The sequence below is a fragment of the Halorubrum laminariae genome (assembly GCF_024494655.1).
Classification (GTDB): Archaea; Halobacteriota; Halobacteria; order Halobacteriales; family Haloferacaceae; genus Halorubrum; species Halorubrum laminariae.
Window position 1 is genome coordinate 1 of sequence record NZ_JANHDL010000027.1, and the last position, 13,498, is coordinate 13,498.

Annotated in this window: 10 protein-coding genes and 2 pseudogenes; 4 read left to right on the forward strand and 8 right to left on the reverse strand. The window is 56.1% G+C overall.

The genetic code is table 11. The features are described from left to right. The first annotated feature begins 215 nt into the window (after nt 1-215). Nucleotides 216-899 (forward strand): metallophosphoesterase family protein, encoded by a 684-nt coding sequence (locus tag NO887_RS18055; RefSeq protein WP_256419559.1) that lies wholly within the window; start codon nt 216-218, stop codon nt 897-899. 606 nt (nt 900-1,505) lie between these two features. On the opposite strand, the gene ppk1 is transcribed toward NO887_RS18055, so the two are convergent. Next, complete coding sequence (gene ppk1 / locus NO887_RS18060; protein ID WP_256419560.1) at nt 1,506-3,884, reverse strand: polyphosphate kinase 1; 2,379 nt, start codon at nt 3,882-3,884, stop codon at nt 1,506-1,508. 639 nt (nt 3,885-4,523) lie between these two features. Between ppk1 and NO887_RS18765 the strand changes: the two are divergent. Continuing rightward, nucleotides 4,524-4,643 (forward strand): annotated as a pseudogene (locus NO887_RS18765) (zinc ribbon domain-containing protein); the annotation flags it as partial. A gap of 38 nt (nt 4,644-4,681) precedes the next feature. Here NO887_RS18765 and NO887_RS18065 read toward each other — a convergent pair. Both NO887_RS18065 and NO887_RS18070 read right to left on the reverse strand, forming a co-directional pair. Beyond that, complete coding sequence (locus NO887_RS18065) at nt 4,682-5,554, reverse strand: hypothetical protein (RefSeq protein ID WP_256419561.1); 873 nt, start codon at nt 5,552-5,554, stop codon at nt 4,682-4,684. A 169-nt stretch (nt 5,555-5,723) separates the two neighbouring features. After that, nucleotides 5,724-5,942, reverse strand: a complete 219-nt coding sequence (locus tag NO887_RS18070) for a DUF7511 domain-containing protein (RefSeq protein ID WP_256419562.1) — start codon at nt 5,940-5,942, stop codon at nt 5,724-5,726. A gap of 357 nt (nt 5,943-6,299) precedes the next feature. Between NO887_RS18070 and NO887_RS18075 the strand changes: the two genes are divergently transcribed. After that, nucleotides 6,300-7,358, forward strand: a complete 1,059-nt coding sequence (locus tag NO887_RS18075; RefSeq protein WP_256419563.1) for a PAS domain-containing sensor histidine kinase — start codon at nt 6,300-6,302, stop codon at nt 7,356-7,358. 500 nt (nt 7,359-7,858) lie between these two features. Here the strand turns inward: NO887_RS18075 and NO887_RS18770 are convergent. The 4 genes and pseudogenes from NO887_RS18770 to lrp all read right to left on the reverse strand — a co-directional run. Further along, a pseudogene (locus tag NO887_RS18770) lies at nt 7,859-8,098 on the reverse strand (IS5/IS1182 family transposase); the annotation flags it as partial. An 832-nt stretch (nt 8,099-8,930) separates the two neighbouring features. Further along, nucleotides 8,931-9,350, reverse strand: a complete 420-nt coding sequence (locus NO887_RS18850; protein WP_256419564.1) for a DUF7970 domain-containing protein — start codon at nt 9,348-9,350, stop codon at nt 8,931-8,933. Then, the gene (locus NO887_RS18085) at nt 9,350-10,234 is read right to left on the reverse strand and encodes a ParA family protein (protein ID WP_256419565.1); all 885 of its coding nucleotides are present in this window, start codon (nt 10,232-10,234) and stop codon (nt 9,350-9,352) included. Before NO887_RS18085 ends, NO887_RS18850 begins: the two co-directional genes overlap by 1 nt. Before the next feature lie 220 nt (nt 10,235-10,454). Then, nucleotides 10,455-10,910, reverse strand: a complete 456-nt coding sequence (gene lrp / locus NO887_RS18090) for an HTH-type transcriptional regulator Lrp (RefSeq protein WP_256419566.1) — start codon at nt 10,908-10,910, stop codon at nt 10,455-10,457. A 512-nt stretch (nt 10,911-11,422) separates the two neighbouring features. On the opposite strand from lrp, the gene NO887_RS18095 reads away from it, so the two are divergent. Next, a complete protein-coding gene (locus tag NO887_RS18095; RefSeq protein WP_256419567.1) occupies nt 11,423-11,545 on the forward strand; it encodes a hypothetical protein in 123 nt (40 codons plus the stop codon). 64 nt (nt 11,546-11,609) lie between these two features. Here NO887_RS18095 and NO887_RS18100 read toward each other — a convergent pair whose 3' ends face one another. Then, nucleotides 11,610-12,911 carry a site-specific recombinase gene (locus NO887_RS18100; protein WP_256419568.1) on the reverse strand — a complete coding sequence of 434 codons (1,302 nt, stop codon included), beginning with the start codon at nt 12,909-12,911 and terminating at the stop codon, nt 11,610-11,612. Between the last annotated feature and the right edge of the window lie 587 nt (nt 12,912-13,498).

The window sequence follows — 13,498 nt, forward strand, 5'->3', positions numbered from 1 at the left end:
CAGTGTCGGATTGTGTTGGTGTCATACTTCCAATCCGGCTTTTAGTCTAGTGAAAGTGACTATTTCGCTCCGTTAGTGATAGATGCCGGATACGTCTGAACTGATTTTGAAACCGTGCAACGGGCTATACTAATACAAACTGATTAATTCGGGAGGATAATATCGTCATTTGAGTCCGATCCTCAGGCGAACTGCTTCGGCTCTGGACCAACCACATGAATACGAAACCTCAGTTCGGTAACGGCGTTGAAGCACAACATGAACGGTTCGAAACCGACAGTCACGGTGATATCTACATTGTCGGAGACGTCCACGGGAGCCGAATAATTCTCGAACGGCTCCTCACGAAACTCGAATTAGAGGACGACGATCTTGTCGTATTCGTCGGTGACCTCGTTCGAAAAGGGCCAGACAGTCCCGGTGTTGTTGATCTCGTCCGTGAGGATCCGCGTCTCGTCAGCGTCCGCGGAAACAACGAGCAGAAAGTCGTGCGCGGTGACAAACACCCGGACTGGCTCCGCGAGGACGACCGCGAGTACTTCGAATCGCTTCCGGTCGCGATTTCCTTCAACGACGTTCTTGTCGTTCACGGTGGTATTGATCCCCAACAATCGCTTTCAGACCACACCGTTGAGGAGCTGTTGACGATGCGTTCCCCGCACGGCGACGGGTATGACGGACCGTTCTGGTATGACGACTACGACGGACCCTACCGCGTCTTCTTTGGCCATACCGTTCATGACCAGCCGGTTGAGCGAGAACACGCCGTCGGCCTCGATACCGGCTGCGTCTACGGTGGAACGCTCACCGCGTACGACTACCGGAACGACGAATTCCTTACCGTAGAGGCGAAGACCCATCAAGAACGCGCCAACTCGAAAATTGTCGATCCGGCCTGAGTGACTCCATTCTGGCCTCCCTCTCGATACTCGGAAAGCTATTCGCGGTGATTGACATCCCCCTCCGCGTAAACGCGGGGGAATCCTGAGCGTTGGAGATTTCAGGTTTGTAGCCTCACCGAATCCCAGTACGGTGAGAATCCGTGTGGGGTCCACGGACTGTGGCGGGTGGGACTGCCGGGAGTGCCAAGCCCCCGGTACTCCTATCCTCCATCATGTTCGGACTCCGAGAGTTATTTTTGCCTCGGGGAGTCCGGCAGACTTCGACGGACTTGGAGTTACTTTTTGTGGTGCGTACAGCAGTCAGGCACTGCATCGGTTCATTATAGGAACCGACCGTCCACCTGACTGGTTCCGATTATTGTCTTATTGCTTGGGGCGGACAGGCCGCCATCGTAGGACTGATCAGAATCGCTCTGTTCCGAACCTGATTCCTCGCTGTACGTAGAACTGCCTGCGACTTCAAGCCACGGATTGCCAAATCTCAGAGTGGCTAGTGCAGCGTAGTTTGATTCTGAGTTGTCGGATTCATCCTGCGGCTGAAGCCGCAGGTATTCTGCTTGAATTTTATAATCGACACCGTGCCAAACGCCGCTCTGAGCTGAATTACTCGTACTCGGTCTGAAGACGATCCCGTGCTCCCTCTCGCGTTTTGAAGTATCGTCGATCGCCCTCCGCCGTCCGAACAGCCCAGTCGTACGTCTCGCTATCAGGACGGTACCAGTATTCGGAGTACACGTCGAACACGGACACTCCCCCGTCCGAGTGGGTCTGTTTTTCATCGGCATCGAGATCGGCTTCGTCCGACACCTCGGATCGAGCGTCCGTCTCGCTCTCTGTGACATTCTCAACGAGAAGCGCTTCCTCGATCAGATCCGTATCGACGATCATTCCAGGACCGTAGCCGTTGTCAAGTGCTGCTTCCGTCGCTGTCATCAATATCTCTTGGATGTCTCGAACCGGGTCGTCGTCGGAAGAGACCGCTTCGTAGGTTCCGTCGCTTTGCATAACCCATCGACGGCGGTTATCTGTTAGTGACGCCTCCAAAATGAATCGGAGCTGTTCGCGCAGTTGCGTGTCTTCGACCGGCGTGACCGCTTCTACTCGATAATCGAGATTCCGGGTCATCCAATCGGCGGAGCCGATGTACCACTCGGGACTGCCTCCGTTCTCGAAGTAAAATATTCGAGCGTGCTCGAGGAATCGGCCGACAATCGAGTGGACGGTGATATTGTCGCTCAGTCCTTCGATACCGGGACGAAGCCGGCAGATATCTCGAACGATCAAATCGATTTCGACTCCGGCCATCGAAGCACGATAGAGTTCCTCGACCATCGACGGGTCTTCAAGCCCGTTTATTTTGACCACAATCCGTGCCCGCTGACCAGCACGAGCATGCTCGGCTTCTCGTCTGATCATCTCCGTGAACCGCTCACGCATCGTTACGGGTGCAATCAAGAGCTTCCGGAAGCGGTCGTCGAGCGTTGGCCCGGTAAAGAAGTTGAACACCTTCGTGAGATCGAACCCAATGTCTCGATCAGCAGTCAACAACCCCAAGTCGGAATACCCTTTCGCGGTTCCTGAATGGTAGTTTCCGGTACCGATGTGCGAGTAGAGCTGAACGCCATCGTCCTCTCGGCGCACGACGAGCGCCGTCTTCGTGTGCGTTTTCAACCCTACAGTCCCGTACGCGACGTGGATGCCCTCCTCTTCGAGTTGCCGAACCCATTCGAGGTTGTTTTTCTCGTCGAACCGAGCCTTCAGTTCGACCATCACCGCGACCTGCTTGCCGTTGTCGGCGGCATTGATGAGGCTCTGAATTACCTTCGAGTCGCTGGCGGTTCGATAGATCGCCGCCTTCACGGCGAGCACGTCGGGATCGGTCGCGGCCGCGTCGAGGAATCGCTGGACTGTCCCCTCGAACGAGTGATACGGGTGGTGCGCGAGAATGTCCCCGTGTTTAATTTCGTCAAAGATACTCTTCGTCTCGTCTCTGGTATCACTCGCCAGTGAGCCTAATCGGGGATGAGGCTTTGGTGACCACGCCGGCGGCTTGAGGTCGGGACGATCGAGATCGATAAGCTCGAAGAAGTCCTCGAAGTCGATCGGTCCCTCGCGGTGGAACACCTCTCGGTCGTCGACCCCGAGCTGATCTTTGAGAATCGCCAGTGACCCATCGGGCATATCGGCGTCAACCTCCAGCCGGACCACCGTCGCGAAGCGTCGTTGTTCGATAACCTCCTCGACCATATCGACGAGGTCTTCGGCGACCTCTTCGTTCCGCCGCACCTCGGCGTTTCGCGTCACCTTGAATTTCGATACGTCACGGATGTCGAGATCGGGGAGCAACAGGTCGAGATTACGTTCGATGAGGTCTTCGATGAGAACATACCTGTCAGCCTCACCAGAAACGCTGATGAGGCGGGGTTGATTCGGCGGAATCTTGATCCGGGTGAATGTCGGCTCGTCACCCCCGTTCGACGAGAGCACAGCGAGTGAAAGCGAGAGGTTGGAAATAAACGGGAACGGGTGAGCGGGGTCGAACGCGAGCGGCGTCAGTGTCGGCAGGATAGACTCCTCGAAGTGCGTCCGTAGCTGTTCTTGATCTCCTTCGGGTAACTCGTCAGGGGTCCAGATCTCGATCCCTTCGTCTGCGAGCGTCGGTTTGAGAACAGACTGCCAGTATTCCGACTGCTGCGCAAAGAGCGGGCGTGCGGTGTCGAGTACTTCGACCCACTGCTCTTTCGGTGTCCGTCCATCGGGCGTCGTCTTCGTCACACCAGCATCGATTTGCTGTTTGAGTCCGCCGACGCGCTTCATGAAGAACTCATCGGTATTTTTCGTGAAGAACGCGAGAAATCGGAGCCGTTCGAGCGGCAGATTCCGATCGTCCATTCCCTCTCGAAGAACTCGCTCCTGAAACGCCAGTTCGGAGAGTTCCCTGTTAAGGTAGTACTCTGGGTCTGTGAGGTCTCTGTCGGTCACAGAATCACCCGTATGGAGAACGTTGATACTGTGAGGCGTCTCTTATATTTGTCAAACTGAAATCCTCCTATCATTTCTGGGTCAGCGGAAACGACACCTTACAAATGAGAGAGTGACACTCATTTTCCGGGTTCACCTGACTGTGATCGGTTACCTTTCGACATCGAACTAGCGGGACGAGATCTCGACTGACGGTTCGGGTGCTGGCAGAGACCCTTCGCCACTGGAGAGGGCACCATCGGGAAGCCATGTGTCGTCGCGTTTCGTCCACTCCTCGATCGGAAGTTGCTGAGTAGTCTCTGAGGGGATGACAATTTCAGTAGCGTTAGAAATGATCTCGTACTTTCGAATTGCCATTTTGGGCTCGTTGAGATCGTGCCTACCTAGATGTGGCTTCACGCGAGCGTACAGATCCTGTTTCGAATACTCGCTTCGTCGCCCTTCGAGTGCGTGAACGGCGTTACAAACTGGACAGCTAAGGACCATAGCCGATTCCATGACTTACAGATGCTACGCTAACTACAAGAAGCCCGATCAATAGTTATATATACCAATATGTAATGATTGGAATTCCAATGTATTTGCCGCGCTCAGTCCCAACGTCCCGATATAGTTGACGCCGTTGAAACCGTCTGTATTGAGCTCGCCCTGAAGTCTGGAACGGCGACACCGAGTGGCAAATTCACCGTCTACTTGGGCGGGTTCGAGGCTAAGCTCACGGATAACAACCTCCCTCACCGAGCGAGGTCGGTAGACTGAGTGAGGTAAGGTAGGGTTGTCGACCACAGTTGCTCCGGTTAGTGGGGGCGCTTCGCCGACGCGTCGGCAATCGTCTGAAACTGCGTCGGGTCTTGGAGGAACTCCTCGCCCGTGTTGGCGATCGCCGACCGGTCGATGTATTCGACGCCGTCGCCGTACACCGCTAGCACGGGCTCGTCTTTGAACTCACCAATCGGGCGAGACGTGGTGCACTCTATTGCGACGTACGTCCCTCCCGGGAGGGTAGGTGCGTCGGCGTACGCCGCCGGGAGGTCGTCCCTGTGAACGCCCGCGAGCATGTGACCGGGAAGGATCACCATCGCGGTCCGGTAGCCGAACGCCGGCTGCGAAAGCATCCCGACCAGCAGATACGTGAGGTCCTCGCAGTCACCGCAGCCATCGACGAGCGTCTCCTCGACGGTTCGGATGTAGTCCAGCACTCCCATCGATTCCGCATCCGTCGCGTATTCGAGCGAGTGCACAAGTCCGATCGCTCCGTCGAGAAGGACCGACTCAGGGAGCGACCGTCGAACACCCTCGCCCGTCGCGCTCGCGTTGACGAGCGCCTCGGTGAGCTGCTCGGCATGAGCGCTCGCCTTCGCCGCTTCGAAGCCACTCAGATATCCGTGCGTCGCGTCGGCCGCTTCTCTGTACGCGGACCGTTCGATCGGAAACTCCAGACGCCACTCACGCCCGGACCGGTCCGTCCACTCGTACGTCATGGCGTAGCCGTCCGCGATCCGTTCCCGAGCGACCGAATCTCTCGCGTCGATGGGTGTCGGCCGCGTCGGCTCGCTCGCAGAAAGAGCCAGCGCCGCAGACCACAGATCGGACAGTTCGACGACCGAGGAAGCGACGACCCCGAGCGCTACTCGGTCCAGCGTTTTGTCGAAGAGTTCCCGTCGTTTCATGCCCACCAACGGATCACCTCGGATTCGTCCGTCACCGGTAGAGGCGTCCGAATCGGCGGCGGGCGAAACATCTGAGTCCGCGTCGACCGGGGCTTCGGATTCGACGGGGACCGACAGCGTCGGGCTTCCCGACCGTCTCGCCCGCCGCAGTCGCGGTACATCCGGGTGGTTATTGGAAGCATTCGGGCTTGACGACGGAGTCGACATCCACCGTCACCCACGCTGACAGCCGCTCGTCATCGGTCGCCTCTGCTGGGAACACCGTGACCCGATCGGGACCCGACGACCGCCTGTCGACTTGATGTACCAGACCGGCGAACGCGGGACTCACCGATTTCCGTCCGGTCGTCTCGTCGTTCCTCGACCTCCGGTTGGTATCCGTTGTCATCTGTTACTCGTTCGGGGTATTCGGCAGCCTGTGCTTGAACCCTTATAATAGGTGAACGGACGCGTCAGAAGGCGACCGGTGGGATATATACTCGTCGTGACCAGTTCGTCGTGCCCGTTCTGACTCGACGAAGACGAGTCCACTCCGACATTTAGATCGCAGTTTTTCAGATTGAGATAATCAGACTATGGCGTGGCCCGGACGGGACTCCAGAGATGGGCGATCATGTCATAGTCGGTTTGATACAAATTCAATCTCTCTTGATCAGAGAACTCCCGTTCGGTTGCTGATTTCGTACGGAGCGATATATATCACTCATAGCAACAAAAACCGTGCCTCGGTGAAATCTCCGGCTGTATGTCCTCGCCCGAGTGCGGGATACTGTCGCCGGTACTCGATACGCTCCACACCGGTGTGGCGATCTATGACGCCGCCTCCGGGGCTGTTATCGACGCGAACGCGCGACTGGAGGAAATCCTCGGATACAGTTCGGACCGACTGCGTGAGCTCTCCGTGGCCGAATACACGGCGAACACGTACCCACACACCGAGTCTGATTTCCATAATCGACTCTCCAGGGCCGCTAACGGAAGCCCGCAGCAGTTCGTGTGGCGAGCCAAACGAGCGGACGGCGAACTCATCTGGATTCAGGTGTTTACTTCTCGACAGTACCCGACGGCGGACCGCTGTGTCCACGTCGAGGTACGGGACATTACGCGTCACTACGACACCCATCATCGGGCGGAACTGTTCTGGCGCGTCCTCCGGCACAACCTCCGGAACGAGGCCGCGATTATCATTGGATGTGCGGAGCAGGCGATGAACGGCCCCGAGAGCGGACCATCCGAAGAGGTCATCTCGACCATTCGGTGCAGAGGCGAGAAGCTCGGTAACATCGCCACGTCAGTGAAACAGATCGAACACGCGGTGACCGACTCGCAGACGAGCGTCGTCCGGGTTTCCGCTGCGGACGCCGTGCGGGACATCGCGAATCGGATAGGCGCCGAACACCCCGACGCGGACATCCGGGTCAGCGAACGGCAACGGATGTGGATCGACGTCAACGATGCGTTCGAGTACGCGCTCGCACACGCCGTTGAGAACGCGATCGTCCACAGCATCGACGAGGCGCCGGCAGTCGAGATAACGGTCGGCCCGTCGCCCAACACCGGTCGCGCGGAGATCCGCATCGAAGACACGAATCCGCCGATCCCGCCCGAAGAGATCGCCGCGCTGTTTTCGCCGACCGTCACCACGAGCACGTCCCACGGCTCTGGGATCGGCCTGTTCGTGATGAAGTGGTGCGTCGAATCGCTCGGCGGAGAGGTGTTGTTCGAATCGCGGAATTCCGGGGGAAACGCCGTCTGCTTACTCCTGCCGCCTAAGCAGCTCCAGGATTCGATGACGACCGATTGAGTTCGCTGTTCGCGACGGCACGTACGTCTCGATGGGAGTTTCCCTCCCTCAGTCAGCATGAATCGGTCTCCAATTCGCATCATTCGATATCGATCCGAGCTCTGTCGGCAGCGCCACGTCCGGAGGCGAAACGGGGGGATTCACGAAAACAATCGAGGCGACCGCACCTGTGAATCACCTTGATAATCGCAAGGCTACACCGGGACATACGGAGCGGAACGGATGTCTATTGAACCGAAAGTGATGTGTTTCTCTTGGAGATCGCATCCATCGGTAATTCCGCCTTCGAATTCGTCATTGAGGTGCGATTCAAGTTCGTAGCGGGGAGCCAAGTGGTCAGCCGTCACGATCCGATAGCCGTCTGATCGACTCGCGCGTTGTATCTCGCACGACCACAGAAACATCTCTTTGAACTGGCAGAATCCTTGGTGGTCAATACGCAGTACTTATCGACCGGCTGTTTCACGGAAGAAATTGTCTGAAGAATAGGGTTTCAACAGAGCCGGAAATGCTGTTCGAGCGAGCTGTAACAGCCCACGAACGCGATCCATTTCACTCGCCCAATCAACGATCTCACGGTACGTCGCATCCATGTGAACCCGCAAAAAGTGGAGCGTAACATGCTTCCACCCGGGAAATCCGTTGCCAGTCGGATCACTCACCGCCGTTGGACTGGCGGCACAGCGCTTTTGAGCCAGCGACGCGGCTTGCTTAACGAAGTGGAAGAGTAGGTTGGTCACATTCGACTCTTCCGCTTTGCTACTGTCTTCAGAGCGACGCTATCCCGTCGCCTTCTGCGGATTCAACAGAGCAGTGCGAACACAACAACAGCTACTCTGATTCGGAAGGTGTTACCCTATCGATGCCAGCGTAGAATACCGCCGTCAACGCGACAGTTAGGATCAGTCCAACAACAATCGGCAAAAGGCCAGTCGGGTCGGGAGTAGCGATGAACGCGACAGAAAACCCGACGGATGATCCGAGTAAGACGGATGCGAGACCTCGAACAAACCAGCGCATATTCACCAATTCTATCGGGTACATCATTGTCCTCCTCCGCGTGAACGCGGAGGAATCCTGAGCATTGGAGATTTCAGGTTTGGAGTCCCATCGAACTCCAACACGGTGAGAATCCGTGTGGAGTTCGCGGACTGTGGCGGGTTGGACTGCTGGGAGTGCCAAGCCCCCGGTACTCCTATCCTCTATCACGGGTGGACTCCCAGAGTTGTTTGTGCCTCGGGGAGTCCAGCAGACGTCGACAGACTCGGAGTTACTTTCTGTGGGCGTACAGCAGTCGGGCACAGATTCGGTTCATTGTAGGAACCGACCGTTCACCTGACTGGTTCCGATTATTGTCTCATTGCTTGGGGCGGACAGGCCGCCATCGTTGGACCGGCGGGGAACCGCTCTGTTCCCAGCCTGATTCCTATATATATACATGACTGCCTGTCATTTTAACCTACGAATTGGCAGGTCTCGGAGTGGCTATCCTAGCGTGGATTTGGTCGGCAGTGTCGGATTCATCCTGCGGCTGAAGCCGCGGTATTCTCCTTGCTCTGTATAAAAGCATCGCTAACCTAGATCATACCCCCACTCTCGGAGCGTTGCAGCGATTTCATCTATGTGTTGAAGCCCCACAAGTAGCGCAGCTTCACGAAGATCGGCCTTTTTCACCTGTTCACCAAGCTCTGACTCAAGCGTTCGTGTTGCCTCACGCTGTGTAGTAACCGTCGATTGTTGGAGATGAAGCTGCACTGTCTGCTCTCGTCCGTCAGTAATACTGTTCCGCGTGAGTATCCAAGGAAGATCTCGGCGAGCCGTTTGACTCATACTATCTGATGTAGAATGTATCGCAGCATCTGGTGTATCGCTAGTCGATGATCGCGTCGTACTCTCTGTAGTGTCCTCAGTTTCTGATGTGGTATCTGGCTCGCCAGTTGGTTCTGTACTGTCCCAATCGTCGTCAGCAGCGCCACTCTTGAACCCACCCATCACGCCGTCACCTCCTGTTCGTCCTCTTCAAGTGCTCCTGGTTCAGGTGAGTTCGGAGCGTCAATTCCACCCTGAGCTTCGATGAAGCGCGCGATACGGTCAAACTGTGCAAGCGTCTCCACCTCGTAGTCACGACGGCGATCACGGTGGGTTCGAACGTACTTGAACGCCGAACACTGCTGACGCCAACACCCTTCCATCAACGATGTCCGATCCCCGATGACCTCGGGCACCTCATACGGGATTGTGTCGAGCATCTGTTCCTGATCGCGAGTACCTTTGAATCCCATCGGTACCGCACCTAACACGCCGACGTCGATGTTGAGCTGGTCCGCAAAATTCGTCGCGAGCTCTTCGAGTCCTTCAACAGCAGCTTGCCCTTTAGCAGATGGCTCGATTGGAAGCAGCAGATTTCGCGTCGCGTAAATTGCGTTGTAGAGGTGTGATCCTTCGGTTGCGGGTGGATCACAGACAAGAATATCGTATTTGTCGGGAACGCCAGCTTCGCCAAGCACTCGTCGCAACTGGGCGTGGACGTTGTAGGCGTCTCCGAAATCTTCTGCTTTCTGCTGTTCTCTATCCAGATGCTGGGTGAGATCAGACAGTGAGTTGTGCTCTGGAATGATATCTATGCCTTCAGCAGTTTCGATGAGATCTTCGAAGGGGCCTCGTGGACTCCCGACCATGTGACGAACCAAGCTATCAGCACTAGCGTCTGCGCGATCTGTATCAACTCCAAGTAGACGGCTCAAATCACCGTCTTGCGGATCGAGTGGTACTACAAGGACATCAAGACCAGCTCGCTGGTGGGCGATTGCTGCGTTCGCAGCCAGCGATGTCTTGCCGACACCTCCTGCTTCACTGTATACTGTATATGCAAGCATATGGGTGCAATTAGGCTCATAGCTAATGAAGGTATGTCAGACACTCATCTACGAATCATATATGTGTTACTTGGACATCTAAGATAGATACTTTAGAAAACTATCTTGTAGAAGTATCTTAGAGATCTTAGATTTATATCTTATATTTATTTCTTAGTTACACGAGATCGAGGAGAAAGCCCACGACGTTAGTCGTAGGAGAAATGACTCCACAAACGCGCTAGTCGTCACCAACGCTGAACTGCGTATATTCACTCACCGTGTTCAAGACGACACTCGTATTGGATTCTTGCACATCTGCATCGGCCAAGACGCGCTTGATCTGGTTGTTCATATCGTCGGAATCTGTGAACTTTCCAATCGCGATGATGTCGTAATCACCAGTCGTCTCATATACACTCATCATCTGTGGTTCATCGCGAAGCGCATCTGTAATATCCGGTAGCCCGGGGCCATCGACTTTGAGTTGGAGAATGGCAGTCACGTCGTAGCCAAGTTTATTGTAATCGACAATTGGCGTGTATCCCTCAATTGCACCTGCGTCTTCGAGATCTGCCAAATGGTTCGAGACCGTCGTCACCGACACATCAAGCTCGTCGCTGAGATTGCGCAAGCTCTCACGGCCATTTCCCAGAAGTGCGTTTACCAACTCTGTATCGAGGTTTTCGTACGTCATTGTTTGTGTTTTAATTTGTAGTGTTATAATTGTTTTACGTATTATATCATATTCAGAATATCCTTTGAGAGGCTCTGTTGAAATCCTACTTTTCAGACATATCATCGACTGAAACAGCGGGTCACCGAAGAGTACATACTGGGAATCTGATTGCTGCTATTTTGATAAATACGAGCAAGAGTTATTCTATCTCCTGTGGCACATAGGCATATGACACAGCGATCTGAGAAGTATCTATTCCACCTTGAGAAAGATTTAGAAGTCGACACTCGCGAAGAGAAGAACATCCATATTCGACAGGCTCTCCAGATTTGTGTCGTTTGCGATGAGTTAGAACAGTCCCTGATAGACTCACAGGACAGCTAAATTATTGAACAAATAATACCTCTTCACTGACCGCAACTGGGTCAGTATATATCACTTCCTGAGGATTTCAACAAAGCCGGGAGACTACAAACCGTAATATCCCAACACTCGGGACTCCTCCGGCTTTAGCCGGAGGAGGATGTCAATTGCCCGCGTTCCGCGGGATTGAGCGCGCCCTCTCACAGCATGGCTACGAGGACGCAGTTCAACTCGTCAAGGCCTTCGACTTCGTCACGTCCGTCGAAAACCGGTACCAGTTCTCTGGATGATCGCTTTCTGACGCACTGACTACAGAGGATACGGCCATCATTCGTCGTTGATCTCGACAGAGCTCTACTGATCACTGACTCGCTGGTCTGTCTGTGAAAACGCCTCTGTCGCCATGTCGGCGCGCTCAGCCGCCTCGATGTGCTGGTAGGCCTTGCGGACCTGTTCCTCACTATTGTCGAGATATCGGGCAGCTGCGGCGTAGCCGAACTGCCGAACTAGCACTTCTCCGACACCCCGACGCCCACCGTGTAGTTCGAGATAATCACCGTCGAGTGAAAGCTCCAGCTCGTCGCGACGCTCGGCGAGTGTGTCGTGTGTCCAGAGCCGTTCCATGATCGACCGGGCACCGTCGGTGGTGAGCGGCTTCGGCGCGTCGAGGTCGTGCTCAGCAGCGACGATCAGGTCAGGTGCCCCGTTTCGAACACACTCGATCGCGCTGTCGCGGAGACCGGCAGTGGCGAGTCCATGGGTGACGTGCGAAGCGAGCGACGGTCGGTGCAGCGTCGTGAACACTGGCCACGAGTCCGGGATGTCCAGTACCTCGGCGTACCGGCGCAGGGGGCCGATGACGGGCTCGGGGAGTGACGCCTCCTTCCACTCGCGACTCTTCCGGAACACCGTGACGCTGCTGTCTGCGAACGACACGTCACGCCAGCGAACCCCGTTCCGACCGTCGCGGTCTTCTTTCGGTGCCGAGAGGAACTCCGAGCCGCGCAGGCCGGTGTAGGCGACGACGTACACAAGTGCCTGTTCGCGACACCGCTGGTAGGCCTCGAACCGGGCGCGCTGTTTGGCCTGCCACGTCTCACTCTCCGGGTCGCCTCGATCGGCGTGGGAAACCTCAATCGCGCCGAGCGCGTCGAACGCCTCGGAGACGCGCCGATCGACAAACTGGGTGATCAGGTCGCGGTGGATCGGTTCCCACGCCTGCTGGTCGCCCGGTCGACGACCGTCGTTCTCCGGCAGCGGGTCCTCGGCGTCTGACTCGCGGGCGTAGTGTCGGGGAATGTATCCCTGCGCGTGCGCCCACCCGCACCACGACGCGACGTGAGCGTAGTAGGTGAGAACGGTGCCGGCGGCGTACCCGGCGGTTGAGAGATACCGTGCGTAGTCCGAGAAGACCGTCGTGTCGAGGTCCACGAACCGGACGGTGTGGCCGTCGACGACGCCCGTCCACGACTCCGGCGGGGAGGCGTTCGCCGAATCCGCGGTCTCGCCCAGACACCAGCGGTGGAATCGATTCAGCTCGCGATCGGCGTCGGTTCGGTACGCGCCTTGCTCGCCGGCGTCGCCCTTCCCCTTGTCCGTGAGGTACTTCGTGAATGTGTCCTCGATCGGCGTCTCGACGGAGCGACGACCCGTCATTGAGCCTCCGAAGTGTAGGGGTTGTGCCGTCGGAACGCCGCTGCAGACGCGGCATTCCAACTGGAGCGACAGTATGGGGAAGCGTCGGCCATAATTCTGAATCCGCCTCGTTTGGGGCCACGGGTGGGGGTCACTAAGAGCTTACTCTGTCTTACTCAACTAAGACAAAGTAAATAATTACGGTGGATATGAGAGCCAGTGAGTGCTTATCGAGTGATATCGGCCGCGAGAGCCTATCTGGACGAACGAATACACTTTTATATTGTATATCGCTATATTGATTTCCCACCGCGGCTGACGCGGCCACTCAACCCCCCCTTTTGTTCCCGTGGGAATGACCTGCCTTCTGGCGAATTCTAGTGTTAATTATCACTTCCACACCGCTCTGGCTACGCTTATGCCCCCGGCAGCCGTTGTTTCAGCCGGATGTCTATTGAACACACTACATCCCAAAAAGCAGCGGAGGCGGGCGAGTAATGGCGGTTCGGAAGTCCAAGATCCCAGACACATGGGCCAAACGAAGGACAGCCGCAAACCAGAACTCAAAGACTGCCCGCGCGAGGATCAAGCGTGACCTGAACCGCGAT

Coding starts and splice junctions, on each gene's coding strand:
- NO887_RS18085 (WP_256419565.1), bottom strand. CDS start 10,234: ATGCTTGCATATACAGTATACAGTGAAGCAGGAGGTGTCGGCAAGACA.
- NO887_RS18065 (WP_256419561.1), bottom strand. CDS start 5,554: ATGAAACGACGGGAACTCTTCGACAAAACGCTGGACCGAGTAGCGCTC.
- NO887_RS18055 (WP_256419559.1), top strand. CDS start 216: ATGAATACGAAACCTCAGTTCGGTAACGGCGTTGAAGCACAACATGAA.
- NO887_RS18075 (WP_256419563.1), top strand. CDS start 6,300: ATGTCCTCGCCCGAGTGCGGGATACTGTCGCCGGTACTCGATACGCTC.
- NO887_RS18100 (WP_256419568.1), bottom strand. CDS start 12,911: ATGACGGGTCGTCGCTCCGTCGAGACGCCGATCGAGGACACATTCACG.
- NO887_RS18850 (WP_256419564.1), bottom strand. CDS start 9,350: ATGGGTGGGTTCAAGAGTGGCGCTGCTGACGACGATTGGGACAGTACA.
- lrp (WP_256419566.1), bottom strand. CDS start 10,910: ATGACGTACGAAAACCTCGATACAGAGTTGGTAAACGCACTTCTGGGA.
- NO887_RS18070 (WP_256419562.1), bottom strand. CDS start 5,942: ATGACAACGGATACCAACCGGAGGTCGAGGAACGACGAGACGACCGGA.